20 protein-coding genes are annotated in these 26,781 nt (G+C 63.4%); 10 read left to right on the top strand and 10 right to left on the bottom strand.

Features of this window, described 5'->3' with window-relative positions; genetic code table 11:
* Window positions 1–91: 91 nt before the first annotated feature.
* From AC0L3E_RS19070 to AC0L3E_RS19030, 9 genes are all read right to left on the bottom strand, one after another.
* On the bottom strand, window positions 92–850 hold the full coding sequence (locus AC0L3E_RS19070) for an FkbM family methyltransferase (RefSeq protein ID WP_128307505.1): 759 nt from the start codon (window positions 848–850) through the stop codon (window positions 92–94).
* A complete protein-coding gene (locus AC0L3E_RS19065) occupies window positions 847–2,079 on the bottom strand; it encodes a glycosyltransferase 87 family protein (protein WP_128307504.1) in 1,233 nt (410 codons plus the stop codon). Before AC0L3E_RS19065 ends, AC0L3E_RS19070 begins: the two co-directional genes overlap by 4 nt.
* Window positions 2,080–2,098: 19 nt before the next feature.
* Window positions 2,099–3,529: an aspartate aminotransferase family protein gene (locus tag AC0L3E_RS19060; protein WP_236383382.1), complete on the bottom strand. Its 1,431-nt coding sequence runs from the start codon at window positions 3,527–3,529 to the stop codon at window positions 2,099–2,101.
* 104 nt (window positions 3,530–3,633) lie between these two features.
* Complete coding sequence (locus tag AC0L3E_RS19055) at window positions 3,634–4,641, bottom strand: NAD-dependent epimerase/dehydratase family protein (protein WP_473605365.1); 1,008 nt, start codon at window positions 4,639–4,641, stop codon at window positions 3,634–3,636.
* Window positions 4,638–5,087: an EamA family transporter gene (locus AC0L3E_RS19050; protein ID WP_127330325.1), complete on the bottom strand. Its 450-nt coding sequence runs from the start codon at window positions 5,085–5,087 to the stop codon at window positions 4,638–4,640. Before AC0L3E_RS19050 ends, AC0L3E_RS19055 begins: the two co-directional genes overlap by 4 nt.
* A gap of 124 nt (window positions 5,088–5,211) precedes the next feature.
* Window positions 5,212–6,564, bottom strand: coding sequence for an FAD-binding oxidoreductase (locus AC0L3E_RS19045; protein WP_128307502.1), 1,353 nt, complete (start codon window positions 6,562–6,564; stop codon window positions 5,212–5,214).
* A 2-nt stretch (window positions 6,565–6,566) separates the two neighbouring features.
* Entirely contained in the window at window positions 6,567–8,000 is a 1,434-nt protein-coding gene (locus AC0L3E_RS19040; RefSeq protein ID WP_292701650.1) for a UbiA family prenyltransferase, read from the bottom strand.
* Between the two features lie 207 nt (window positions 8,001–8,207).
* On the bottom strand, window positions 8,208–8,471 hold the full coding sequence (locus AC0L3E_RS19035) for a hypothetical protein (protein WP_164748978.1): 264 nt from the start codon (window positions 8,469–8,471) through the stop codon (window positions 8,208–8,210).
* Window positions 8,472–8,627: 156 nt separating this feature from the next.
* A complete protein-coding gene (locus AC0L3E_RS19030) occupies window positions 8,628–11,114 on the bottom strand; it encodes a mechanosensitive ion channel domain-containing protein (protein ID WP_473605364.1) in 2,487 nt (828 codons plus the stop codon).
* Between the two features lie 241 nt (window positions 11,115–11,355).
* Here AC0L3E_RS19030 and AC0L3E_RS19025 point away from each other — a divergent pair, with 241 nt between their 5' ends.
* From AC0L3E_RS19025 to AC0L3E_RS19005, 5 genes are all read left to right on the top strand, one after another.
* Window positions 11,356–12,615, top strand: coding sequence for a sarcosine oxidase subunit beta (locus AC0L3E_RS19025; protein ID WP_128307500.1), 1,260 nt, complete (start codon window positions 11,356–11,358; stop codon window positions 12,613–12,615).
* Window positions 12,616–12,632: 17 nt separating this feature from the next.
* Window positions 12,633–12,947, top strand: coding sequence for a sarcosine oxidase subunit delta (locus AC0L3E_RS19020; RefSeq protein WP_127381894.1), 315 nt, complete (start codon window positions 12,633–12,635; stop codon window positions 12,945–12,947).
* Entirely contained in the window at window positions 12,944–15,937 is a 2,994-nt protein-coding gene (locus AC0L3E_RS19015; protein WP_473605362.1) for a sarcosine oxidase subunit alpha, read from the top strand. The genes AC0L3E_RS19020 and AC0L3E_RS19015 overlap by 4 nt, the downstream gene beginning before the upstream one ends.
* On the top strand, window positions 15,930–16,532 hold the full coding sequence (locus AC0L3E_RS19010; RefSeq protein WP_128309354.1) for a sarcosine oxidase subunit gamma: 603 nt from the start codon (window positions 15,930–15,932) through the stop codon (window positions 16,530–16,532). Before AC0L3E_RS19015 ends, AC0L3E_RS19010 begins: the two co-directional genes overlap by 8 nt.
* A gap of 175 nt (window positions 16,533–16,707) precedes the next feature.
* Window positions 16,708–18,150: an MFS transporter gene (locus AC0L3E_RS19005; RefSeq protein ID WP_473605361.1), complete on the top strand. Its 1,443-nt coding sequence runs from the start codon at window positions 16,708–16,710 to the stop codon at window positions 18,148–18,150.
* 11 nt (window positions 18,151–18,161) lie between these two features.
* Here the strand turns inward: AC0L3E_RS19005 and AC0L3E_RS19000 are convergent, their stop codons facing one another.
* Complete coding sequence (locus AC0L3E_RS19000) at window positions 18,162–18,866, bottom strand: nitroreductase (RefSeq protein ID WP_164748979.1); 705 nt, start codon at window positions 18,864–18,866, stop codon at window positions 18,162–18,164.
* A gap of 204 nt (window positions 18,867–19,070) precedes the next feature.
* Here AC0L3E_RS19000 and AC0L3E_RS18995 point away from each other — a divergent pair, with 204 nt between their 5' ends.
* The 5 genes from AC0L3E_RS18995 to AC0L3E_RS18975 are packed head-to-tail and all read left to right on the top strand — an operon-like array spanning window position 19,071 to window position 26,637.
* Window positions 19,071–19,634 (top strand): helix-turn-helix domain-containing protein, encoded by a 564-nt coding sequence (locus AC0L3E_RS18995; protein ID WP_127269323.1) that lies wholly within the window; start codon window positions 19,071–19,073, stop codon window positions 19,632–19,634.
* A 20-nt stretch (window positions 19,635–19,654) separates the two neighbouring features.
* Window positions 19,655–22,108, top strand: a complete 2,454-nt coding sequence (locus tag AC0L3E_RS18990; protein WP_128309352.1) for a GcvT family protein — start codon at window positions 19,655–19,657, stop codon at window positions 22,106–22,108.
* Entirely contained in the window at window positions 22,105–23,010 is a 906-nt protein-coding gene (locus AC0L3E_RS18985; protein ID WP_473605360.1) for a homocysteine S-methyltransferase family protein, read from the top strand. Before AC0L3E_RS18990 ends, AC0L3E_RS18985 begins: the two co-directional genes overlap by 4 nt.
* Window positions 23,003–24,184, top strand: a complete 1,182-nt coding sequence (locus tag AC0L3E_RS18980; protein WP_027034771.1) for a pyridoxal phosphate-dependent aminotransferase — start codon at window positions 23,003–23,005, stop codon at window positions 24,182–24,184. Before AC0L3E_RS18985 ends, AC0L3E_RS18980 begins: the two co-directional genes overlap by 8 nt.
* On the top strand, window positions 24,181–26,637 hold the full coding sequence (locus AC0L3E_RS18975) for a GcvT family protein (RefSeq protein WP_473605359.1): 2,457 nt from the start codon (window positions 24,181–24,183) through the stop codon (window positions 26,635–26,637). The genes AC0L3E_RS18980 and AC0L3E_RS18975 overlap by 4 nt, the downstream gene beginning before the upstream one ends.
* The last annotated feature ends 144 nt before the right edge of the window (window positions 26,638–26,781 follow it).

The raw sequence follows: 26,781 nt of genomic DNA, 5'->3' as shown, positions 1-26,781 counted from the left end.
TTGCGACATTGGCAAAAAGCCGAGCGACCAGACGGCAGAATGCTTCCTGTCGGGCGCCTTGGACGGTTCGCTTTTCGAGGTGGACGCTAACTCAAGCAAACGCCCAGACGTCTTCGGCCTGGAAGCCGACCTGATAACCTGCTGTCTTCAGCTTGACCACCACCTGGCCGATCTCGGCCGCGGGCAGCGCGCCGACCTCGACCTTGATCATGCCGGGACGGTAGCGCTTGAGGTCAAGCTGTTCGAAGACGATCCAATCGGCGCCCTCGCAATCGACGAGAAAGGCGTCGATATGGGTGATGCCATTGCGGTCGAGCAGCGTCTGCAAGGTCTCGGATGGCACCTCGATGTCCCTGAGATGCGGCGCGAACTTGTTGAAGTTGGTGTCGGCCTCGCCCCAGGCATTCTTGCCCGACATCAGATTGGTGTCGGTGACCGACGAGCAGCCGATGAACTCGATCGGCAGCGCGCCGGCCTCGAGCGCGGCGGCATCGAAAGTGTGGACGGTGATCGTGCCCTTTGTCTTCGTCACCGCCACCGGCTCGATGATGAACCGGCTGGTGTCGGGGTAATTGGCGCGCAGTCGTTTCTGATTGTACGGGATCGGCTCGACCAGCATCGCGCGTGCGCCAGCTATGCGGTGCAGCCACGGCGTCACATCGTCGAACAGCGCACCGTCGCAGGCACCGACATTGACCATCTGGAACGGTCGCCCTGCCCCACCAAATCGCGCCTTCAGCGCCGCCCTGGCCAGGAACTTCGTGCCGCGCAGCGACGGCCCGCGATCGAGAACGCCCTTGGGAAGACCAAGCGACAGGGCAACGCGCGCCAGGCTGGATAGCGAACTCATGGCTTGTCTCCAGGAATGATTGGCAAGGGCGCGCGATTCTGGCCACGAGCCGCGGCTGCCCACAGCGCCATGAACGGCGTCGCCAGCAGCAGGAATGGCGGGATCAGATGCGGGAAATAGATGCGCGTGTCGTGGATCGGAAAGACGGTGAACTTCGCCAGCGCGCCGAGCACCAGTGCCGCAAACAGGATGCCGGCGCGGCGGTCGAGGCGGAAGCCGGCGCGGGCGGCGGCAAACCAGCCGGCCAGTGCCAGCACCGACACGCCGACCCAGCTGTTCAGGCTGACGGCGCGCAGCAGCGAGGCGGCAAATGCCCTGAGATAGGCGGTGACCGAGAATGGCGGTTCGAACCCGTCCATATTGTAATGCTGCTCAATGCTGGAGAACCACAAATGCGGCCACCAGCCTGGATGATGAGCCCAGTGCGAAATGGCGAAATAGGCGACGAAGGAAGCGGCGAAGCCGGCCAGCGCGCCCCACGCCTTCTGCCGGAACGCAACCAGCAGCACAGCAAAAACAGCAAGGAAAACAATATTGTCCGGGCGCACCATGAAGGCGAGGAAAAGCAGGAGCGCCGTTGCCGCCTCGTAGCCGCGGACATAGGCATAAAGCCCGCCCAGCAACAGCGCCGACGTGAGCAGATCCGGCGTCGAGGCGCGCGCCGCATCGCCGAAATCGGCCATGATCAGCACCGCGCCGACCGCTGGCGCCAAAGCCAATGCCTTTTCCGAGCGCAGCCACAGCAGCGCGATCACGCCGAATAGCAGCACGGAGAACACTGACACCAGGCGCATCGCCTCGACGGGCGACATCACCGCGCTCATCGTCGACAGGATCTCGGCGTAGAGGAACTTGATCCGGTACATGCCGAGTAGCGAATGGAAGTCGGCGGCATTTTCGGTCATGTGGCTGCGGAAGCCGCCGCCATCGTCGGTCAGCGCCTTGTAATCGCCCGCGGAAACGCCCGCTTTGACAGTGCTATACGCATAATCGTGCAGCGCCTGTGCATCGGGATAGGTGCCTTCCTCCGCTATAGCGAGATAGGGCAGCATGTCCCAGTTGGCGTCGGGCATCACCCAGGCGGTGAACGCTGTAAAAAGAATGTAAAGCGCGAAAGCCGCCGCGCCGATCGGTGCTGCCAGCCGCGCATAAGTCCCCTCGCCCCACGTCAGAACGGGCTCGGTGAGCCGGTCGACTGGGTTTTGTGGAGCGGGCGACTTGGTCAGCATCGTTGTATCCAGCGAGCGCTTAACGGACCTGGCTTTTGACGAAATCCTTCACGATTCCCACGATGCCGCGCGACAGCAGGCTGTCGAAGGCATCGACGAAGCGGTCGACATGCTCGCGCTGGCAGATCAGCGGCGGCTCGAGCCGGATGACGTTGCGGTTGTATTCGGTGAAGGCGACTAACACATCGTAGTCGCGCAGCAGCAGCGCCCCGATGAAGCCCGACAGCGAACCCTTCAGCTTGTCGTCGAGCACGCTGACGATCGGCCGCAGCACCATCGGCAAGGTCTGCGAGAAGTCGTGGAACTCCAGGCCGATCATAAAACCCTTGCCGCGCACCTCCTTGATGATCTTCGGGTACTTTTCCCTGAGCGCCTGCAGGCGCTGCAGCAAATAGTCGCCGGTGACGGCGGCATTGTCGATCAGCCCCTCGTCGTAGAGCACGTTGAGCCCCTCGATCGAGGTGACGCAGGCCTCGCCCATGCCGCCGAAGGTCGCCATGGCATGGATCATCGCCGTTTTCGGCGTGCCATAGGCCTTCATATAAACCTCGCGCCGCGCGATCATCGCGCCGACCGCGGCCTTGCCGGCGCCAAGCGATTTGGCCAGCGCCGTCACATCGGGAATGACGCCGTAATGCTCGAAAGCATAGAAGCGGCCTGACCGGCCATAGCCGCACTGCACTTCGTCGGCGACCCACAACACGCCATACTGGTCGCACAGTGCGCGCAGCTTCTGCCAATATTCGGCCGGCGCCTGAATGATGCCGCCACCGCCCTGGATGGTTTCAAGCACGATGACCCCGACCTCCGGATCGGAGCGGAACAGGCGCTCGACCGCCTCGATGTCGGCAAACGGGATGCGGACCGTGTTTTCGGCCACCTTGAAGTCCGCGCGGTAAAGCTGCCCGTCGGTGATGCCCAGCACGCCTTTGGTCTTGCCGTGGAAGGAATTCTCGGCATAGACGATCTTCGGCCGCTTCGGACCGGCCGCGCGCTCGGCGAGCTTCACCGCCGCTTCCATCGCTTCCGAACCGGACGAGCCCAAAAATACCATGTCGAGATCGCCGGGCGAGCATTTGGCGATGTTGTGCGCAAGCGCTGCCGCATATTGCGACATGAAGGCGATGGCGATTTCCTGGCGCTTCTCCTCCTGGAATTTCTTGCGTGCTTCCAGAATGCGCGGATGATTGTGGCCGAAGGCCAGTGAACCGAAGCCGCCGAAGAAGTCGAGGATCTTGCGGCCGTTCTGGTCGATGTAGAACATGCCTTCGGCACGCTCGATCTTGATCTTGTGGAAGCCGAGCAGCTTCATGAAGTGCAGCTGGCCGGGGTTGAGATGCGCCTTGAACAGGTCGGTCATGCGGGCAACGTCCATCGCCTTGGCCTGCTCGACGCTGATCAAATCGGGCTTGGCGATGGTGGCGGGCGACAGCGACGGCGCGCTGACCATGGTGCGCAAATTGGTCTGTTCGGGCTTGGCCATGACGGTCATTTCAATCTCCTGTCTGCACGCACGACCAGGATCGAGCGCAACGAAAGCTGTTTTGCGAGCCGCTATTCGGCGGGCACATGTTTGGTGGCGACGGCGTGACCGGCTTTCTTGGCGCGGTACTCGCTGTAGGCGGCGATCAGCATGTCCTCGTCGCGATATTGCGGCACCCAGCCGAGCTGACGCCCGGCCTTGGACACGTCGAGCACGCAGTCCTCGTCGGCGATCAGATACTGTTCCGGGTCCATGATCGGCATGTTCAAGAGGTCGAGCAGGTCCAGCGTGCGCTTGACCGCCCAGCCCGGTGTCGGGATCAGGATCGATTTCGAGCCGGCATGCCGGATCAAATCGCCGAGCAATTTCTTGACCGGCGGCGGGTTGAGCGAACCCAGATTATAGGCCTCATTAGGCACACCGGCCTTCCAGGCCGCGCGCGCGGCCTCGGCGCAGTCGAACACCGAGATGAACTGATAAGGATTCCTGCCCGAACCGATCATCGGCACGGGAAGGTTCCACTCGATCAGCTTGAACAGTTTCTCCAGAATGCCGAGCCGGCCGGGGCCGATGATCAGGCGCGGGCGAAACAGCGAGATCGACATGCCGCGCTTGCGCCATTCGGCCGCCAACTCCTCTGTCTTTTGCTTCGACCAGCCATATTCGCCCAGCGGCGCCACCGGGTGCTCCTCGGTCATCGGCTGCGTGACCGTGTGGCCGTAGATCATGTCGGTCGTGTAGTGGACGAGTTTTGACGCACCGGCTCCGTCCATGGCCTGCATGATGTGCTCGGTGCCGTGGAAATTCACCGGGAAAAAGAAATCGTGCCGCTTGGCGCGCACCTGGATCGGCGACAGCATCTTGGCCGACAGATTATAGACCATGTCGTCGGCCTTCAGCCCAACCGCCGCGACCGATGCCGGATCAGTGACGTCGCACTGGATAAAGCGGACAGTGCGGTAATGCGGCAGGTCGCTCTTGACGATATCGGCGACGACGACCTCTTCACCATCGGCCACAAGTTTCGGGGCGAGATGGCGGCCGACGAAACCGTCGCCGCCGAAAATCACATGTCTCATCGAACGATCTCGTTTGCGTGAATCTTGTCGGGCGTGATGGAAGCGGTCTGGTCCTCATGCCCTCGACCACCCAAATCTCGGCCACTTTGGGCGATCAGCACCGTGCCGACGCAGATGAAGGCGATGCCGGCGATGCGCCAGCCATTGAGGTCCTCGCGGAAGACGAAATAAGCGAAGATGGCGACGGCAACATAGGCGAGGCTGAGGAACGGATAGGCGAAGGAGAGCTCGACCTTGGACAGCACATAGAGATGCGATGCCATCGAGATGACGAAGGTACACAGGCCAAGGAACACCCAGGGGCTGAAAACGATCTGCAGCAACTTGACGAGCGGATTGACGCCCTCGAACGAGATCGGCCCGAGCGACATCATGCCTTGCTTCAGCATCAGCTGCGCGGCGGCATTAGTCATGACTGTAAAGAGAATGAAGACGATGTATTTCATGTGTTCCAAGCCACCCCTTCGCGCTTCCTACTACAAACCCGCAAACATTTGGTGAAGTCCCAACGATATTTTGAGTAAATCGCGTTATTAAGCATCAATTAACCAGTAGTTATTCGAGTTTTATCTATTCGGCCGCCTCGACCGAGCCTCGTCGCGCATCTAACCTCTTCGCGGTGCGCGCCCAGAAGTCAGACATGAAGGCGTGGTCGCGGAGCGCTTCCAGCCGCTGCCATTCGGGAAAGGACGAGGCGAATATCTCGGCGGCCATGCGGGCGTCCTTATATGGATTGACCGCGCCGCCGGCCTCGACCGTGATGCGGTCGAGTTCCCGCAGCAATGTCAGTGTCGCGGCACCCCTGTTGGGGAAATCCAGTGTCAGCGTGTAGCCGGAACGCGGAAACGACAGCAGCGCCGGCGAGCGGATGGAGCCAAAGCGTTTCAGCACCGTGAGGAACGAGCCCTGCCCGGCTTGCCTTGCAGCCGCCAGCAATGCCGGCACGGCCTCGCGCGCCGTCTCTTCCGGCACCACGCTCTGGTGCTGGAAAAGCCCTTTCGGCCCATAAAGCCGGTTCCAGTCGCGCACGCCGTCGAGCGGGAAGAAGAAGCCCTGATATCCGGCCTGGCGCGGCACGGTTGCCCGGCTCTTCCTCCACCTGTAGGCAGCGCTGAAGGCGGTCAGGAACGGCCGGTTGAGCACATTGAACGGCGGCTGGACCGGCACCGAGAAATTGCCGCCGACGCGCGAGGCGGCATGCGAGCCGTGCTCGGCGTGATTGCCCGACAACAGCAGGCCGCGACCGCTGTTGCGGCCGCCGGCCAATTGGTCGATCCAGGCGACCGCATATTCATTGGCCTGATCGGCCGCCTCGGCCAGGCCGAAGAATTCGCAGAGATCGCGAAACGGGGTCGCCTTTTCGACGATGTCGAGCGAATGCACCCGCATCAGCCGGATCGAGGCCGACAGGATGAGGCCGGTCAGCCCCATGCCGCCGATCGTTGCCGCAAACAGCCGCGCATTGTCCGATGCCGAGCAGCGGTGGGTCTTTCCGTCGGACCTGAGCAGCGTGAAGCTCTCGACATGGCAGCCGAATGTCCCGCGCCGATGATGGTTCTTGCCATGCACGTCGTTTGCGATGGCGCCACCCAGCGTGACGAATTGGGTGCCGGGCACAACCGCCGGGAAGAAGCCGTGTGGGGCAGCGTGGGCGATGATGTCGGACAACAGCACGCCGGCATCCGCCTCGAGAACACCGGTTTCGGCGTTGAAGGCACGAATCCGGTTCAGCGAGCGCATGTCGACGACCGCGCCGGCCGCGTTCTGGCAGGAATCGCCGTAGGAGCGGCCATTGCCATAGGCAAGCAGTGACGCTGGCTTGGCCTGACCGCCCTTCAGCAGCGAGATAGCCTCGTCGGCACCGATGGCGCGCGGCGCCGGCGGCGTAGCAAGGCCAAAGCTCGGGAACCGCTCAGTGGCCATGCCTACCAGCCCCCGATGACCAGCATCACTGCACCGATCAGCACAACGATCTGGCTGCGCCAGTCGCGGATGATGAAGACGACCGGATCGTCATGCATCTCGTTGCGGCGCGCCAGGATCCAGACGCGCATGGTGAGATAAAGCACGATCGGTGCCAGCGGCCAGATCAGCCACGGATGCGGATAAAGCTCGCGCACCGCGACACTGTCCATGTAGAGCGCCAGCACCAGCGCCGAGGAGAAGGCCGAGGCCATTCCGGCCTGGGCGACGATCTCCTGGTCTTCGGTGCGATAGCCGCGGCCGGCAATGCGCTCGCCAGGCGGAATGGCGGTGGTGCGCAGTTCGACGAAGCGCTTCACCAGCGCCAGCGACAGGAAGAAGAAGATAGAGAAGGCCAGCAGCCAGAACGAGACGTCGACGCCGGTCGCCGCCGCACCGGCCAGGACGCGGATCGTGTAGAGGCCGGCGAGTGTCAGCACATCGACCAGCAGCATGCGCTTGAACGACAGCGAATAGGCCGTCGTGACGACCATATAGCCGCCGAGCACAGCCATGAATTCGGGCGACAGGAACAGCCCGGTGCCGATGCCGATCGCCAGAAGCACCGCGATTGCGCCAAGTCCGAACGGGATCGACAGCGCACCGCTGGCGAACGGCCTGTTGCGCTTGGTGAGGTGTTTGCGATCGAGCGCGAGGTCGAAGAAATCGTTGAGGATATAGATGGCCGATGCCACCGCACTGAACGAGACGAATGCCAGCAGGCATTGCCAGATCATGTCGGTGTTGAAATATTCATGCGAGAGCACCATCGGCACTGCGATCAGCGAATTCTTCAGCCACTGATGGACACGCAGCATCTTGACGATGGTCCGCAAAGTCGGCTTCGGCGCCGGCATCGTCTCGGCGCCATGCGCTGCCTGCCAGCGCGCGGCATGGCGGTCGGGCGCGACGACGATCGCGTTGCGCGCTGCATCGAAGACCTGGAGATCGTGACGGCTGTTGCCGGCATAGTCGAAACCGCCATCGCCATAGGCTGCGATCAGCGAAGCGCGCTTCCTGCCCGAGGTGAGATTGGCGAGACCATCGGTGGCCAGCACCTGGTCGAAAATGCCGAGATGGGCCGCGATGGCGTCGGCGAACTTGCGCGGCGTACCGGTCGCCAGCACGATCTTGCGGCCCTCGGCGTGTTCGGTCCGGAGGCGGCAAAGCAACACCTCGCGATAGGGCAGCGATGCCGGATCGATGTCGATGCGTTGCGCGATTGCTTGCTTCAGCCGCGCCGGCCCGCCGGCGATCCAGAAAGGTACCAGGAAGATATAGAGCGGGTTCATCTTGAGAAGGATGAACAGCCCTTCCCACAACAGGTCGGTCGCGATCAGCGTGCCGTCGAGATCGACCGCAAGCGGTATTGCGTTCCTGTCCGACCGCGCATCCATGTCCGTCCTGCCCTGCCCGCGTAGAGTTGCGCGCCGCTTTCCGGCGTCTTGAGGCTGGTATAGCGGGCGATGGCGTAGCGAACGTTAAAACGCCCGGTTGCAGACGGCTGCCGTGACGGTATTTCCGGCGTCATTGTTAAGCGACTGCTACCGGAAACGATAAAAGGCCGAGCAAACGCCCGGCCTCTCAAGATATGCCAACCGGAATTACTTGATTCGGGCGACGCCGCCCGAGATTTCGATGGTTTCCGAACCGGTCAGAGCTTCGAGGTCGCCGTTCGGCAAGGTGACGAAACAGCCATTCGGGCAGAACTCAACCGTTTCGCCACCAGCCAGCGCGAGGTCGGTCTTGCTGCCGCCCTCGGTCACGACCAGCGTGCGGGTCTCGGCGTCCTTGTTGACCGCGCTTGCGGCATGGACCGAGCCGATGGCGGCGACCAGGGCGACGGCAGCGACGAGAGACTTCCACATGGTGCAATATCGGTGTTCCCACCGCCTCTGTTGCATTTCGCAAGGCAATTTCGCCTTTGCATGGGAGCTTATAGGAGATGGAAGCTGAACCGCAACTGAATGCCGCATTCATGCCGCAATCGGTTCCGGCAGGATCAAGGTCGACGGAGTCCCAGCTTAGTCCGGATCTGGCTTCTTGGTTTTGCGGGACTTGACCAGCCGCTTCTTCTCCGCCTCGGCTTCGGCCTTTATCTGCTCCTGTTCGGCGAAGTCGGCCTCGATCTTGTCGTCGTCTGTCGGCCACGCCTTGGGCTTATGGGCCTCGACCACGGCGCGCGGCGTCGAGGGCATCTCGATGTGTTCGCTGCTGAATTTTTCGAGGACGGCAAAACGGATGTCGTTCTGCGCGATGTTGCCATTCATCACATCGGCCAGGAACACGCGGATCTCGAATTCCAGGGCGGCAGGGCCGAAATTGGAAAACAGCACGAAGGGTTCGGGGTTCTTCAGCACCATCGGGTGGCTGCGGGCGATCTCCAGCAGGACGGCATGAACCTGCTTGACGTCGCTGCCGTAAGCGACGCCGACCTTGATGTCGATGCGGCCGAGCTTGTTGCGGTGCGTCCAGTTGCCGACGGCGTTGTTGATCAGGTTCGAATTGGGCAGGATCACCGATTGCCGCTGGAAGGTCTCGATCTCGGTGGCGCGCACGCTGATCTTCTTGACTGTGCCGCTGACATCGCCGGCAACGATCCAGTCGCCCACCTTGAATGGCCGCTCGGCCAACAGGATCAGGCCGGAAACGAAATTGGACACCACGTTCTGCAGGCCAAAGCCGATACCGAGGGAAAGAGCGCCGGCGACCAGCGCCAGGCTGGACAGGTCGATGCCCGCCGCCGAGATGCCGACCAGTGCCGCGAGCGCGACGCCGGCATAGCCGACCGCCAGCCTGATCGAGTTGCGCACGCCGGTATCGACCTTGCCACGCGCCATCACCGAACCGTCGAGCCAGCCCTGGAACCAGCGCGTCAGGAAATAGCCTATGATGAAGACGACGATGCCGGAGAGGATGCCGGTCACCGAAATGGTCACCGACCCGATGTTGATCCCAGTTGCGAGCTTGTAGGCCCAAGCCTGGATATCGCCCAGTTGGAAACCCCACATCAGCAGGATCAGCGGCAGGAACACCAGCACGATCATCACATTGATGGCAACACTGACGACAAGGCCTAGCTGGTCGAGGGCCGTATCCTCGTAGCTGGATTTGGCCGACAGCCAGCGCCCGACGGTCGTGTTGGCGAAAGCACCCTCCTCGCCGATCGCCTGTGCCGACAGGAAACCGATATAGGCGGTGATCAGCGCGGTGCCGGTAACGACGACCTGCAGCGAAACGAACAGAGCGAGGCCGATGTAACCAAGCAGCGCCGCGACGATGGTGAAAAGACCGAGTGCAAGCGCCGTATAGCGCAGCCATGCCGGCCACGGCCGCCAACTTCCATCACGCGCCTTGAATGGCCTCAGCATCGCCATCAGGATCAGGATGACGCCGACGATGATGGTTGCGCCGAAACTGCGGGCAATGGTCAATGACAGCGGCGAGCCCATTTTGTCGTTGATCACCGACAGGAAGGTGTTGACGCTGATGACCACGGCCATGGCGGTGGTCAGGCGCACCAGCCAGCGCGCCGGCCCCGTTTCGACCGGGATAAGGCGCCAGTTCGGCAGCCGCGGCTCCAGCGCCGCATTGGTCAGCCGGTTGACGCAGAACACCACGCCGATGGCGGTCGCCAATGCATTGAGGAACAGGCCAATATCACCACGCAACACATTGTAATAATTGAAGAAGAAAATCGTCGATCCCAGAAAGGCGGCAACCGCCAGCGTTGGCAGCAAGGTTGACCAGAAAGCCACCGATAAGCGGCTGAGATAGGACGGGTCCTCATTGGAGGGATCGGCTTCGAACACCCTCCCGAACAGCCGCCTGCCGCCGACCAGCAGCACCAGCGCCAGCCCGAGCGCCACGAAGGTCGCTGCGAGGATGGCCTGGAACTTGAACTTGAAAGCGAAGCTCAGCCAGGAAGACACCGCCTTGTACAGATTGGTGTATTCGTCCTGGGCGTCGGAGAAAACCTGCGGGCTCAGCGCATCCGACAGCACGTAGCGTTTGGTCAAAAGGTTGCGGAACAACTCGCTGCGCATGTTGCCGATCTTGTCGATCAGCCCGCTGATGCGGATCGACAAGGACTGGGCCTGCGAGATGACGGCGTTTATCTCCGCCTTTTCCGACACCAGCGCCTGGCGCTCGCCGCTGACGATGTCGGGCTCCGGCGGCTGGCCGGCGGCGGGCGCTGGCCCGATCTGTTCAAGCCGGCTGTTGATCTCGCCAAGACGCGTGCGGAAAGCCAGTGCGCTGTTCAGCGATTGCCGAGACAACTCCTCGAGCTGCAAGCGGATATCGACGAGGCTGCTATCCTCATCGGCGTCCTGTTGGATCTTCTTTTCCAGATTGTCGGTCTTGGTCGTCAGGTCCTGCAGGATCTTCTGCTGGTCGGCGACCAGCCCGGCTGGCGCCTGGCCAAGCCCTTGTGCAGCCGCGTCGAACGACATCGGCGCCGAAACGACAAGCGTGAGGATCAAAATGAGACGAAGCAATCGGAAAAGCATGATTTGTTGGCGACTCATCGGCGGCAAAGGCAATTTGAAAAAGCCTGTCCTTGATAAAGACGGCCCTATCCTGGGGCAAGCCGTCGTATCGCGAGCCCATCCGATCATTGGCGCCAACCGATCACTCACCCCCATCGATCCATTTCAAGCGTCGGCCAGTCGAAAGGCGATGGCGCAATATTGGCTTTGCGGGTGCGGCCTGCTCTATAGTCTGCCGCATCGCCCGAACCGGATGACATCAATGGCAGAGTACTCGGCCTTTTCGCTGCTCGCGAACGCGCTCAAGGGAAACAAGGATTGGAAGCCGGCATGGCGCAAGCCTGACCCGAAGGCGTCCTATGACGTCGTCATCATCGGTGGCGGCGGTCATGGGCTGGCGACCGCCTATTATCTTGCCAAGGAACACGGCATCACCAATGTTGCCGTTGTGGAAAAGGGCTGGCTCGGTTCCGGCAATGTCGGCCGCAACACCACGGCGGTGCGCTCGAACTACCTGCTGCCGGCCAACACCCGCTTCTACGAACACTCGATGAAGCTGTGGGAGAACCTCTCGCATGAGCTCAACTACAACGTCATGTTCTCGCAGCGCGGCTGCCTGAACCTGGCGCACACGCCGGCCCAGTTCGACGACTATGCAAGGCGCGGCAACGCCATGCGCCATCTCGGCGTCGACGCCGAACTGATGACGAAGGCTGAGATCAAACGTCTGATCCCGGCGCTCGATGTCTCCGACAGCGCGCGCTTCCCGGTGGTCGGCGGCTTGATGCAGCGCCGCGCCGGCACCGCCCGCCACGATGCGGTGGCCTGGGGCTACGCGCGCGGCGCCGACCGGCGCGGCGTCGACATCATCGAGAATTGCGAGGTCACCGGCTTTCTGCGCGATGGCGACCGCATATCAGGCGTCACCACTTCGCGCGGCGACATCCGCGCCAGGAAGGTGGCCGTGGCGGTCGCCGGCAGCACCGGACGGGTCATGCAGATGGCCGGCATCGAGACGATGCCGATCGAGAGCCATGTGCTGCAGGCCTTCGTGACGGAATCGCTGAAACCCTTCATCGACACCGTCGTCACCTTCGGCATGGGCCATTTCTACATGTCGCAGTCGGACAAGGGCGGCCTCATCTATGGCGGCGACATCGACGGCTACAACAGCTACGCCCAGCGCGGCAATCTGCCTGTCGTCGACGAGGTGATGAGCGAAATGCTGGCGCTGTTTCCGGGCCTTGCGCGCGTGCGCATGCTGCGCTCCTGGGGCGGCGTCTGCGACATGTCGATGGACGGCTCGCCGATCATCACCACCGGCCCCCTGCCCGGCATGTATCTCAACTGCGGCTGGTGCTATGGCGGCTTCAAGGCGACGCCGGCTTCCGGCTGGTGCTTCGCCTGGACCATCGCCAAGGACCAGCCGCACGATCTCAACGCCCCCTTCACCCTCGACCGCTTCCACCGCGGCCTGGTGATCGACGACAAGGGCCAGGGTGCAAACCCCCGGCTGCATTAGGCATTAGGTAGAGTTCAATGTTGATCACTTGCCCCTATTGCGGTCCGCGCGACGTCATCGAGTTCACCTATCAGGGTGACGGCAACCGCGAGCGTCCCGATCCTGCCTCTCAGAATTTCGAGGCGTGGAATGCCTATGTCTATGACAGGCTGAACCCGGCCGGGGATCACAACGAGATTTGGCAGCATTCCGGCGGCTGCCGCGCGCATCTGCGCGTCGTGCGCAACACGCTGACGCATGAGATTTCCAGCGTTGCCTTCGTGCGCGGTGATCATCAAGGGCGCGGCGATCATGGCTCCGCCGCGCGCCGCAAGGCGGAGGACAAGGCATGAGCCCGCGCCGCGCCGATACCGGCGGCCGCATCGACCGGCTGAAAACCATCCGCTTCACCTTCGACGGCACGGCCTACACCGGCCATGCCGGCGACACGCTGGCGTCGGCGCTGCTGGCCAAGGGCGTCACGCTTTACGGACGTTCGTTCAAATACCACCGCCCGCGCGGCCTGCTGACTGCCGGCGTCGAGGAGCCCAACGCGCTGGTGACGGTGCTGAAGGGCGAGGTTCGCGAGCCCAACATTCCGGCGACCATGGTCGAAATCCATGACGGCCTGGTTGCCATCAGCCAGAACCGCTTTCCCTCGCTTGCCTGGGACATCAACGCCGTCAACCAGCTCGGCGGGAATATCCTGTCGGCCGGGTTCTACTACAAGACCTTCATGGGACCGGTGTTCGGTCCGCTCAAAGGCACGCGCTTCTGGATGTTCTGCGAACACTTCATCCGCCGCGCAGCCGGTCTCGGCAGCGCCGGAACGGCGAAAGACCCGGCCCGCTACGAGCGCATGAACGCCTTTTGCGACGTGCTGGTGGTCGGCTCCGGCCCGGCCGGCCTGATGGCCGCCAGGACCGCCGCCGATCAGGGAGCGCGCGTCATGTTGGCCGATCTCGAGCCGCTTTTCGGTGGTTCGGCCAACTGGTCCGAGGAAAGCATCGATGGCGCGCCTGCCGCCGACTGGGCGCGGCGCGCGGTCGCCCAGCTCGCAGGCCGCGACAATGTCCGGCTTCTACCGCGCACCACGGTGTGGGGTTATTACGACAACAACACGCTTGCCGCGCTGGAACGGGTCAGCGATCACAAGGATCAGCCAGGCAAGGGCGAGCCGCGCCATCGCTATTGGGCGATCCGTGCCAAATCCGTGGTCCTGGCCACCGGTGCGTTCGAGCGGCCGCTCGTATTCCCCGGCAATGACCGGCCAGGCGTGATGCTGGCGCATGCAGCCGAGCGCTATGCCAACGAATTCGGCGTGCTGCCGGGCGAGCGGATCGCGCTGTTCACCAACAATGACAGCGCCTATCGGGCGGCCGTCGCCTTGAAGAAGGCCGGTGCCGCGGTCGTCGCCATCGCCGATGTCAGGCCGGAACTTTCGCCGGAGATGCGCAAGCTGGCCGCGGAAGCCGAGGCCGAGATCTTCGCTGGCCATGCCGTCGTCGCCACCGAAGGCGGAAAGGCGCTGTCCGGCCTCAAACTGCAACGCTTCGATATGGCCAATGGCGCACTCATAGGTGATGCCCGCAGTATCCACGCCGATTGCCTGCTGATGTCCGGCGGCTGGTCGCCGACCATCCATCTGGCCAGCCAGGCCGGCGCCAAGGCGGAATGGAATGCCGCGCGGCAGGCCTTCCTGCCGCCGAAGCCAACACAGAGCTGGATCGGTGCCGGCGCCTTCACCGGCAGTTTCTCCACCGCCGAAGCCATCGCCGAAGGCCGCGCCGCGGGCCTTGCCGCAGCCGGTGGCCCCAGCGCGCCTTCTGTATTGCCGGTGGTGGAAGCCGTGCCCGGCGATCCTGATCCGGCACCGGTGTTCGAGATCAGGGCCAAGGGCAAGAGCTTTGTCGACTTCCAGCACGACGTGACGGCAGAGGACGTGCGGCTGGCGCACCGGGAAGGCTTTGTCTCGGTCGAGCATCTGAAACGCTACACCACGCTCGGCATGGCGACCGACCAGGGCAAGAGCTCCAACGTGCCCGGCCTTGCCATCATGGCCGAAGCCCTGGGCAAGCCCATCCCCGAAGTCGGCACGACGCGCTTCCGGCCGCCCTTTGCGCCGGTGTCGATCGGCTCGCTGGCGGCGGAACGTTTTGGCGACCTGAAGCCCGAACGGCTGACGCCGATGCATGACTGGCATCTCGCCAACGGCGCGACGATGTATTCCGCCGGCCTCTGGTATCGCCCGATGATCTACGGCCATGCCGGCGAGACGGTCGAGCAGGCCTATGTGCGCGAGGCCAAGGCAACGCGCGAAAGCGCAGGGATCGTCGATGTCTCGACACTGGGCAAGATTGCCGTGCAGGGCCCCGACGCCGCCGCATTCCTCGACCGCGTCTACACCAACATGTTTTCGACGCTGGCCGTCGGCAAGGCCCGCTACGGTCTGATGCTGCGCGAGGACGGCCTTGCTTTCGACGACGGCACCACCTGGCGGCTCGGCGAACAGGATTTCCTGATGACCACCACCACGGCCAATGCCGGCAAGGTGATGCAGCATCTGGAATATTTCCTCGACGTGATCTGGCCGGAGCTGAAAGTCCACGTCACCTCGGTGACCGACGAATGGGCGGGGGCCGCGATCGGCGGGCCGAAGGCCAGGCAGATCCTCGCCGCCTGTGTCACCGGCACCGCAGTCGACAATGCCGCCTTGCCCTTCATGGGCATCGTGCGCGGCGAGATAGCAGGCGTGCCGGCGATGATCTGCCGGCTGTCCTTCTCGGGTGAAATGGCGTTCGAGGTCTATTCCGGCGCCGGGTACGGCACCCATGTGTGGGAAGCGCTTGTTGAAGCAGGCAAGCCGTTCGGGCTGGTCACCTACGGGCTTGAAGCGCTGGGCACGATGCGCATCGAAAAGGGCCATGTGACCGGCGCCGAGATCGATGGCCGTACCACGGCGCGCGACCTGCATCTCGACTGGATGCTGTCGAAGAAGAAGCCATTCATCGGCTCGGCGATGATGGATCGCGAAGGCCTGATCGCGTCTGATCGCCTGGAACTGGTCGGCCTGATCGCCCTCGACAACCGGCCGTTCAATGGCGGCGCGCACATCGTCGAGGAGGTTGACGAGGCCAATCCGCACGGCTCGATCGGTCACATCACCGCCTGCTGCTATTCACCGGCGCTCGGCAGGCATATCGCGCTGGCGCTGGTCAAGGGCGGCAAGGCACGGCAGGGCACGCGCGCTCATGTCTCCGATCCCTTGCGCAACCGGTTCGGACCGGTCGAGATCGTCTCCAACCACTTCTTCGATCCGGACGGGAGCCGCATGCATGGTTGAGCGCCAATCACCCGAACCCTTGTCGCCGCTTGAGCCTGAATTCCATGTCGGCTCGCACGGCAATTTCGAGCACGGCGTCGAGATCATCCTGACCGAGACAAGGCCGGGCTCGATCGTGCAGCTCGCCGCGTGGCCCGGCGAGGAGAAGAAGCTGATAGCAGCCATCCGCACCGTCACCGGGCTTGCCCTGCCCGATGGCGCCGGCGGCGGCTTGAGCGACGGCGTGAAATCGGTGTTCGGCTTCGCGCCGGGAAAGTTCACCGTTGCCGATGAAGCCGAAGGCCTGGCTGCGGCCTTTGCCAAAGTGGTGACCCCCGCCATTGGCACCGTGACCGACCTCTCGCACGGCCGCACCGCCATCCGCATTGCCGGGCCGAAGGCCGAATGGGTGCTGGCGAAATTCTTCGCCATCGACTTCGCGCTGCCGGCCTTTCCGGTCGGCACCGGCCGTTCGACCACCCATCACGACATCTTCGCCCAGATCCAGCGCACCAGCGCCGACCAGTTCGACATCTATGTCTTCCGCTCGTTTGCACGCTCTTTCTGGAAGGCGCTCTGCCATGCCAGCGAGGAAGTCGGCTACGAGGTGCAGTAGGCGGCGCGGCCGGATGGCCGCGTTGCCCACATCTGGCATCAACGCCAGCCGCTTCTGCCGCTAGAGAATCTGGCCGCCGGCGCCCATGGTGCGAAAACGTGGCCGCCCAACCGGCCCGAGGGATATGAAATCCCTTCTTCAAGAGTCGGCACATTCGTTTGGTTCGAACATCTCCATGACCGCAGAACTATCCGCCGGCGCCACGGATCGCGCCGATGTGCCGGCCAGAGCCTTGCTCCTGCTGCCGCTGACGGTCGCCTGCGGCGTGTTCATGACCAGCCTCGACCAGAATGTCGTGGTGACCGCGCTGCCGGGCATTAGCGAAAGCCTCGGCCGTCCGCCCAGCCAGCTCGGCCTCTTGATTACCGTCTATGTCGCCAGCCTGATCATCTCGATGCCGCTTGGCGGCTGGGCCGCCGATCGCTTCGGCCTGCGCAACGTCTACTGCTTTGCCTTGCTGGTGTTCGCCGCCTCGTCGGCGCTCTGCGGGCTGTCCGACAACATCTGGATGCTGGTCGGCGCCCGCGCGCTGCAAGGCTTTGGCGGTGCCTTGATGGGCACGCTCGGCCAGGTCGTCATCCTGTCGACCTTTCCGCGCAGCCGAACGCTGAAGATCAACATGTACATCTCGCTGGCTGGCCAGTCCGGACCGTTGGTCGGTCCGCTCGTCGGGGGCGCGCTGACCACCTACATTTCCTGGCGCTGGATCTTCTTCATCAACGTGCCGTTCGCGCTGGCGGCGGCAATTCTTGCCGCCTCGCTGTTTCCGACGATGACCAAGCCCGTGCGCACGCCGTTCGATTTTCCGGGCTTCCTGCTGGTCGGCAGCGGCATGGTCCTGCTCGTCTTCGGCATGGATTCGCTTGCTGCCAAGGATGCCGCGGGCGGCATCATCGCCGCAGAACTGGCGCTGGCGCTGGTCATCCTGACCATCGCCTCGTTCTACTGCCTGCGCGTGCGCAATCCGCTGCTCGATCTCAAGCTGTTGCGCATCCGCACCTTCCGCATTTCGTTCCTCACCGGCGGCGGGCTGGATACGATCGGACTCAGCTCGGTGGTGTTCCTGCTGCCCTTGATGTTCCAGCTCGGCTTCGGCATGAGCGCGGTGCAGGCGGGATCGCTGACCTTCGTCGCCGCGGTCGGCTCCGTGGCCATGCGCTTCTTCATGCCGCGCTTCCTCAACCGTTTCGGCTTTCGCCGCGTGCTGGTCTACAACACGCCCATCGTTGCCGCCATGGTCGCCGGCTTCGCCTTGATGCAGGCGACCACGCCGGTGTGGATCGTGCTGACCTACATCTTCGTCTTCGGCGTCTTCCGCTCCGCGCAATGGGCCTCGACCGGCAATCTCGCCTATTCCGACATCGCGCCCGAGCAGCTCGCCCGCTTCAGCGCGCTCTATTACATATTATGGCAGCTGGCGGTGGCGATCAGCGTCGGTCTGGCTGCGGCGGTATTGTCATTTCTGGCCGGCGGCGGTCCAGCCGTCGCCGACGATTTCCGCATCCTGTTCGTCATCGAGGGCATCATCACGCTCTGCGCGCTGCTTGCCTACCTCAAGCTGACGCCACAGGACGGTGCCCATGTCAGCGGCCACGGCGCACAGATGAATACCGAATGAGGCTGGCTGGCTTATTCGCTGAACGTGACCCACTCTTCCAGCGGCACGCGGTCGGTGCGGAAGGCGTTTTCAGGTTTTGACGTATCTTCATAACCAAGCGCCATGCCGCAGACGACGATCTCTTCGTCCGGAATGTCGAGCACCGGCCTGATCTGCCGGTGATAGGGCGCGAAGGCCGCCTGCGGACAGGTGTGCAGACCCCTGCCCCGAGCTGCGACCATGATGTTCTGCAGGAACATGCCGTAGTCGATCCATGAACCCTGGTTGAGGCGGCGGTCGATGGTGAAGATCATGCCGACCGGGGCGTCGAAGAAGACGAAGTTGCGGTCGTGCTGGGCGCGCATCTTGTCGACCTCGCGACGACCGATCCCGAGCGCGCCATAGAGGCCGAAACCGTTGGCGCGGCGGCGGGTCAGATACGGCTCGAAGAACTGCGTGGGATAATACCGGTACTCGTCCCAATCAGCTTTTTCGGCGCGAATGCCGGAATTGAGAATGGCGTCTGATATCCGCTGCTTGCTCTCGCCCTTGGTGACATAGACCTTCCATGGCTGCATGTTGGTGCCGGATGGGGCACGCGCCGCAACCGCCAGAATGGCGCGGATGGTTTCGTCGTCGACCATGTCGGGCAGGAATGCGCGCACCGAACGGCGCGACAGGATCGCCTCGTCGACAATCTCGGCATCGCCCGCAATTCGGGGGTTATTTTCCAGCATGGGCCGTCCCTTACCCTTTGTCTCGATCGGACGTCCCCACTCGCCGCTCTCGGCGGAGCCTTTGCATGAACCGTCAAAATCGCGCAAGCAAATCTTGTGCATCCGTGAAAATCTACTTGATTTTTTCATGAGCTTGACTTCTCATGAAATTTGGCCAGATTTTTTCATAAAGTGAGCGCTTTGCCTTCGACTACCGCTAGAACATTGCAGGTACCTGACGAACGCGTGCTGGCCGGCGATATCAGGGCCCTGCGCAAGGCGCGCGGGCTGACACTCGCCGAGATCGGCTCGAAGCTTGGCCGTTCGGTCGGCTGGGTCAGCCAGGTCGAGCGCGGTCTGTCGACGCCGTCGCTCGGTGACCTCCGAGCCTTCGCCGAACTGTTCGGCGTGCCGATCAGCCTGTTCTTCAGCCATGACGTACCTGTCGAAAGCGAGCGCGGCGTGGTCGTGCGCGCTGGCAGGCGCCGCACGCTTGGCACAAGCGAATCCGGCCTGGTGGAGGAGCTTCTGTCGCCCGATCTCGGCGGTAGCTTCGAGATGGTGCGTTCGGTCTTCGCGCCGGGCGCGGAACTGAAGGCCGAGGCGCAGCGGCCGACCGAAGAAGCTGGATACGTCGCCTCCGGGCTGTTCGACATCGAGATCGGAGGTGTCTGGCATCGGCTTGGCGAAGGCGACTCCTTTCGCTTTGAAGGCAAGCCTTACCGCTGGCGCAATCCGGGCGCGGAGCCTGCAATTGTCATCTGGGTGGTTTCACCACCCGTCTATTGAGTTCAAGTTTGGAGAAGAACATGGCGGGTTTGCCGAGCACGGCGCGCGTGGTGATCATCGGAGGCGGTGCCGTCGGCACTTCCGCGCTCTACCATCTCGCCCAGGCGGGCTGGACCGACTGCGTGCTCTTGGAAAAGAACGAGCTGACTTCGGGCTCGACCTGGCATGCCGCCGGCAACGTGCCGACTTTCTCCTCGTCCTGGTCGCTGATGAACATGCAGCGCTATTCGACCGAGCTTTATCGCGGGCTGGCCGACGCGGTCGACTATCCCATGAACTATCACGTCACCGGCTCGCTGCGCCTTGCCCACACGAAAGAGCGCATGCAGGAATTTCAGCGCGCCAAGGGCATGGGCCGCTACCAGGGTATGGACATCGACATCGTCGGCGTCGACGAGATCCAGCGCCGCTATCCCTTCATCGAGACGCATGATTTGAAAGGCGCGCTCTACGACCCGAGCGACGGCGACATCGATCCGGCGCAGCTCACCCAGGCGCTGGCCAAGGGCGCGCGCGACATGGGCGCGAAGATCATCCGCTTCTGCCCGGTCACAGGCGTGCGCCGCGAGAACGACGAGTGGGTGGTCGAGACGGCGGAAGGTGAGATCCGCTGCGAGATCGTCGTCAATGCTGCCGGCTACCGCGCCGCCGAAGTCGGCCGGATGTTCGGCCGCGACGTGCCGATGATGGTGATGAGCCATCAGTACATTTTGTTCGAGGAGATCCCCGAGCTGGCGGCATGGTCGAAGGAACACGGCAAGAAACTGCCGCTGCTGCGCGACGTCGACACCTCCTACTATCTGCGCCAGGAGAAGAACGGCATGAATCTCGGCCCCTATGAGCGCAATTGCCGCGCGCATTGGGCCACCCACAACGACCCGATGCCGGAGGATTTTTCCTTTCAATTGTTCCCCGACGACCTCGACCGGCTGGAACATTATCTGGCCGATGCCGTCGCCCGCGTGCCGATCCTTGGCACCGCCGGCCTGTCCAAGGTCATCAACGGGCCGATCCCCTACACGCCGGACGGCAATCCGCTGATCGGCCCGATGCCCGGCGTTCCCAATGCCTTCGAGGCCTGCGTCTTCACCTTCGGCATTGCCCAGGGTGGCGGCGCCGGCAAGGTGCTGGCCGAATGGGTGACAGAGGGCCAGACCGAATGGGATATGTGGTCGTGCGACCCGCGCCGCTTCACCTCCTTTGCCTCGGCGCCGGACTATTGCGTCGCCAAGGGCATGGAGATCTACGGCAACGAGTATGCCATCCAGTTCCCGCGCCATGCCTGGCCGGAAGGCCGCGACCGCAAGCTGTCGCCGATCCATGATCGCATCAAGGCGCTCGGCGGCCGCTTCGACGCCTATAATGGCTGGGAGCGGGCCACCTGGTACGCACAAGACGGCGATGACATTTCCGAGGAAGCCACGCTGACCTTCCGCCGCGACGGACCGTGGCATCATCGCGTGCGCGAGGAATGCCTGGCCGTGCGCGACGCCGCCGGCATTTTGGACCTGCCGGGCTTCTCGCGCTTCAACCTCGACGGTCCCGGTGCCGCCGAATGGCTGAGCCTGCAGGTCACCGGCCTGGTGCCGAAGCCCGGCCGCCTCGGTCTCGTCTATTTCGCCGACGACAAGGGCCGCATCGTCACCGAAATGTCCGTGGTGCGCCACGACGACAACCTGATGACGCTGATCACCGCGGCGGTCGCGCAGTGGCACGATTTCGAATGGCTGAAGTCGCGCATGCCCAAGGATGCGCCGTTCAGGCTGATCGACCGGACCGAGGAATTCTCGACCCAGATCCTGGCCGGCCCCAACTCGCGGAAAATCCTCGCCGATGTCTGCGAAGCCGACCTCACTTTGCCATGGCTGACGCATCAGGAAACCAAGATCGCCGGTCGCTGGGCCAAACTCGTGCGCGTCTCCTTCGCCGGCGAACTCGGCTGGGAAATCCACACCAGGGTGGACGACACATCAGCCATCTTCGACGCCGTCTGCGCGGCAGGCCAGCAACATGGGCTGAAGCCATTCGGCATGTATGCGTTGGATTCGCTCAGGCTTGAAAAAGGCTACCGCACCTGGAAGGGCGACCTGTCGACCGACTATTCGATCCTGCAGGGCGGGCTGGAGCGCTTCGTCAAATGGGACAAGCCCGATTTCCGTGGCAAGGCTGCACTCCAGAACGAAAAGCAGCAAGGCGTGAAGAAGCGCTTCGTCACGCTGGTTATAGAGAACCCGGGCGACTGCGACGCCCCTTCGGTGTCGACGCTGTGGCATGACGGCAAGATCGTCGGCGAGACGACGTCCGGCGGCTGGGGCCACCGGGTCGACAAATCGATCGCGCTCGGCATGCTGCGCGCCGATCTGGCCGAGCCAGGCACATCAGTCGAGGTCGAAATCTTCGGTGACCGCTTTCAGGCGATCGTGCAGAAGGATGAACCGTTGTGGGATCCGAAGAACGAAAGGCTGCGCGCATGAAGAAAATCATCCTCACCGATGGCGGCATGGGCCAGGAACTGGTCCGTCGCAGCAAATCCGAGCCGACACCGCTTTGGTCGGCCGGGGTGCTGATCGACGAACCGGATCTGGTGCGCGACCTGCACGCGGAATTCATCCGCGCCGGCGCCCGCGTGATCACCATCAACACCTATTCGGCAACGCCCGAACGCCTGGCGCGTGAAGGTGCGCAAGACCTCTTCAAGCCATTGCAGAAGCGCGGCATCGAATTGGCCAGGCAGGCCCGCGACGAGGCCGGCGATGCAGCCATCGCCGGTTGCCTGTCGCCGCTTTTCGGCAGCTATGCACCGGCACTGACCATTTCCTTCGAGGACACGCTCGATATTTACCGCCGCATCGTTGCCGAGCAGGCCGATGGCGTCGACCTGTTCCTGTGTGAAACCATGGCGTCGGCGGACGAAGCCCGCGCGGCGGTCACCGCGGCATCGGAAAGCGGCAAGCCGGTATGGGTGTCGTGGACGCTGGCCGACCACGGCAAGCCGCGGCTGCGCAGCGGCGAAGCAATAGCCACCGCGGCAAGCGCGCTCGACGGCCTGGCAGTCGCCGCGCGGCTGGTCAATTGCTGCCGGCCGGAAGCAATCGCCGCGGCTTTGCCTGAACTGATCGGCCTCGGCGGCCCGGTCGGCGCCTACGCCAACGGTTTCACGTCAACCGAAGCGCTCAAGCACGGCGGCACCGTCGATGTGCTGCACGCCCGTCACGACCTTGGCCCGGATGCATATGCCGACCAGGCGATCGGCTGGGTCGAGGCTGGGGCAAGCATCGTTGGCGGCTGCTGCGAAGTCGGACCTCCGCACATCGCCGCTCTGCGCGACCGGCTCGAACAGGCCGGCTACGAAATTTCGGGAGTTTTGCATGCCTAGACCATCATCGCGCATTTCCGGCATCGTGCCTTCGGGCAAGGACGGCTGGGAAGTCCATTTCGCCGCCTGGACGCGCAAGGAGGCCGGCGAAGACATCATCATGCTGTCGGTCGGCGACCATGATTTCGATACGCCTTCGCAGACGATCGAAGCCTGTGTGACCGCGGTTCGCGGCAGCAATCATCACTACACCCCGCTTCCCGGCCTGCCGCGCCTGCGCAAGGCGATGGCGGCGGCCTCGAGCGCTTGCACCGGCGTCGAGACGTCGCCGGATCAGGTCATCGCCACGCCGGGCGGCCAGGCCGCACTCTACGCGGCCGTGCAGGGCGTGCTCGACCAGGGCGACCACGCCATCGTCGTGGCGCCCTATTATGCCACCTATCCCAACACGTTCAGCGCCGCAGGCGCTGATTTCACCGTCGTCGAGACACCGGCCGAGGATGGCTTCCAGCCACGTGCCGACATGATCCGCGCGGCAATCCGGCCGAACACGCGCGCCATCCTGATCAACACGCCGAACAATCCGACAGGTGCGGTCTATTCGCGCGAGCGGCTGGAGCAACTGGCAGAAGTCTGCCGGGAGCACGACCTCTGGCTGCTGTCGGACGAAGTCTACTGGACGCTCGGCGGCGGCGAGCACGTCTCGCCGCGCTCGCTGCCAGGGATGGCCGAGCGTACGCTGGTCATCAATTCGATGTCCAAGAGCCACGGCATGACCGGCTGGCGCATGGGCTGGCTGACGGGACCGGAGGAGATGATCACGCTCATGATCAATCTCAATCTGGTGACGACCTACGGCCTGCCGGCCTTCATCTCGATCGCCTGTTCCGAGGCGCTGGAGAACCGTTACGGCGTCAAGGAGATCGCCGAACGTTACGCGGCACGCCGCACCGTCTTGCTCGACGCCGTGCGGGGCATGAACGACGTGACCGTGCGCGGTTCGGAGGGCGGCATGTATGTCATGCTCGACATCTCGGCCGTCGAACCAGACGATGAGAAATTCGCCTGGGCCCTGCTCGACAAGGAAAAGGTCGGCGTCATGCCCGGCTCCAGCTTCGGCGAGGCCGCCGCCGGCCACATTCGAATCAGTCTCTGCCAGCCCGAACCGGTGCTGCAGGAAGCTGCACTTCGTCTGCGCCGCTTTGCTTCCAGCTACCGTCGCGAGGCAGCATGACCGCCAAGGCAGTTCCCGCCAAAGCAAGGGCGGTCATCATCGGCGGCGGCGTTTCCGGCTGTTCGGTCGCCTATCACCTGGCCAAGCTTGGCTGGACCGATATCGTGCTTCTCGAACGCAAACAGCTGACGTCGGGCACGACATGGCATGCCGCCGGCCTGATCGGCCAGCTGCGCGGCTCGCAGAACATGACGCGGCTGGCGAAATATTCCGCCGACCTCTACGTCAAGCTGGAAGCCGAGACCGAGGTCGGCACCGGCATGCGCCAGGTCGGTTCGATCACCGTGGCGCTGACCGAGGAGCGCAAGCACGAGATCTACAGGCAAGCGTCGCTGGCGCGTGCCTTCGATGTCGATGTCCGCGAGATTTCGCCCAGGGAAGTCAGCGAGATGTACCCGCATCTCAATGTTTCCGATGTCGTCGGCGCCGTGCATCTGCCGCTCGACGGCCAGTGCGACCCCGCCAATATCGCCATGGCCCTGGCCAAGGGCGCGCGCCAGCGCGGCGCCACCATCGTCGAGAATGTCAAGGTCACCAAGGTCCACAGCAAGGCCGGCCGCGTCACCGGCGTGTCCTGGGCGCAAGGCGAAGAGCAAGGCACGATCGAGGCCGACATCGTCGTCAACTGCGCCGGCATGTGGGCCCGCGAACTGGGAGCGCAGAACGGCGTCACCATACCGCTGCACGCCTGCGAGCATTTTTACCTCGTCACCGAACCGATCCCCGGCCTCACCCGTCTGCCGGTGCTGCGCGTGCCCGATGAGTGCGCCTACTACAAGGAAGACGCCGGCAAGATGATGCTGGGCGCCTTCGAGCCGGTGGCCAAGCCGTGGGGCATGGACGGCATAAGCGAGGATTTCTGCTTCGACCAACTGCCTGAGGACATGGAGCATTTCGAGCCGATCCTCGAAATGGGCGTTAACCGCATGCCGATGCTGGCGACCGCCGGCATCCACACCTTCTTCAATGGTCCTGAGAGTTTTACGCCCGACGACCGCTACTATCTCGGCGAGGCGCCGGAACTGGCCGGCTACTGGATGGCGACCGGCTACAATTCGATCGGCATCGTCTCCTCCGGAGGCGCCGGCATGGCGCTGGCGCAGTGGATCAATGACGGCGAAGCCCCCTTCGACCTGTGGGAAGTCGACATCCGCCGCGCACAGCCGTTCCAGAAGAACCGCCGCTATTTGAAGGAGCGCGTCTCCGAAACGCTCGGCCTGCTCTATGCCGACCATTTCCCCTATCGGCAGATGGCGACGTCGCGCAATGTCAGGCGTTCGCCGCTGCACGAGCATCTGAAGGCGCGCGGCGCCGTGTTCGGCGAAGTCGCCGGCTGGGAGCGCGCCAACTGGTTCGCACGCGAGGGCCAGGAGCGCGAATACCGCTATTCCTGGAAGCGCCAGAACTGGTTCGACAACCAGCGCGAAGAACATCTCGCGGTCAGGAATGGCGTCGGCCTGTTCGACATGACCTCGTTCGGCAAAATCCGCGTCGAGGGCCGCGACGCCTGTGCCTTCCTGCAAAGACTATGCGCCAACGACATGGACGTCGCGCCGGGCAAGATCGTCTACACCCAGATGCTCAACAAGCGCGGCGGCATCGAGAGCGACCTGACCGTCTCGCGGTTGTCGGAAACCGCCTACTTCCTCGTCGTCCCAGGCGCCACGCTGCAGCGCGACCTGGCTTGGCTGCGCAAGCACGTCGGTGATTACGACGAAATAGTCGTCATAACCGACGTGACGGCGGCCGAAAGCGTGCTCTGCCTGATGGGCCCGGACGCGAGAAAGCTGATCCAGAAGGTCAGCCCCAACGATTTTTCCAATGAGAAAAATCCCTTCGGCACGTTCCAGGAGATCGAGATCGGCATGGGCCTGGCCCGCGCCCATCGCGTCACCTATGTCGGCGAACTCGGCTGGGAACTCTATGTCTCGACCGATCAGGCGGCCCATGTCTTCGAGGCGATCGAGGAGGCAGGTGCGGATGTCGGCCTGAAACTCTGCGGCCTGCACACGCTGGATTCCTGCCGCATCGAAAAGGCCTTCAGGCATTTCGGCCACGACATCACCGACGAGGACAATGTGCTGGAAGCCGGCCTCGGCTTCGCGGTGAAAACCGCCAAGGGCGACTTCATCGGCCGCGATGCCGTGCTGCGCAAGAAGGAAGCTGGATTGAACCGCCGACTGGTCCAGTTCCGGCTGAAGGATCCAGAGCCCCTGCTCTTCCACAACGAAGCGATCCTGCGCGACGGCAAGATCGTCGGCCCGATCACTTCAGGCAATTACGGCCATCATCTCGGCGGCGCGGTCGGGCTAGGCTATGTGCCATGCGAGGGCGAGAGCGAGGCCGACGTGCTGGCCTCAACCTACGAAATCGAGATCGCCGGCGAGCGCTTTGCGGCGGAAGCGTCGCTGAAGCCGATGTACGATCCGAAGTCGGAGCGGACGAGGATGTAGTGCCTTCTTACCTTCCCCCCTTGTGGGGGAAGGTGGATCGGCGCGATAGCGCCGAGACGGATGAGGGGTGTTCCAGGGAGTGCCAACGTCTCACTTCGCTGGAACACCCCTCATCCGTCGCCTTCGGCGACACCTTCTCCCACA

The organism is Mesorhizobium sp. WSM4822 (assembly GCF_055811155.1).
Note: the sequence above shows the minus strand (reverse complement) of the source record. Positions and strands in the feature narration are given on the sequence as shown.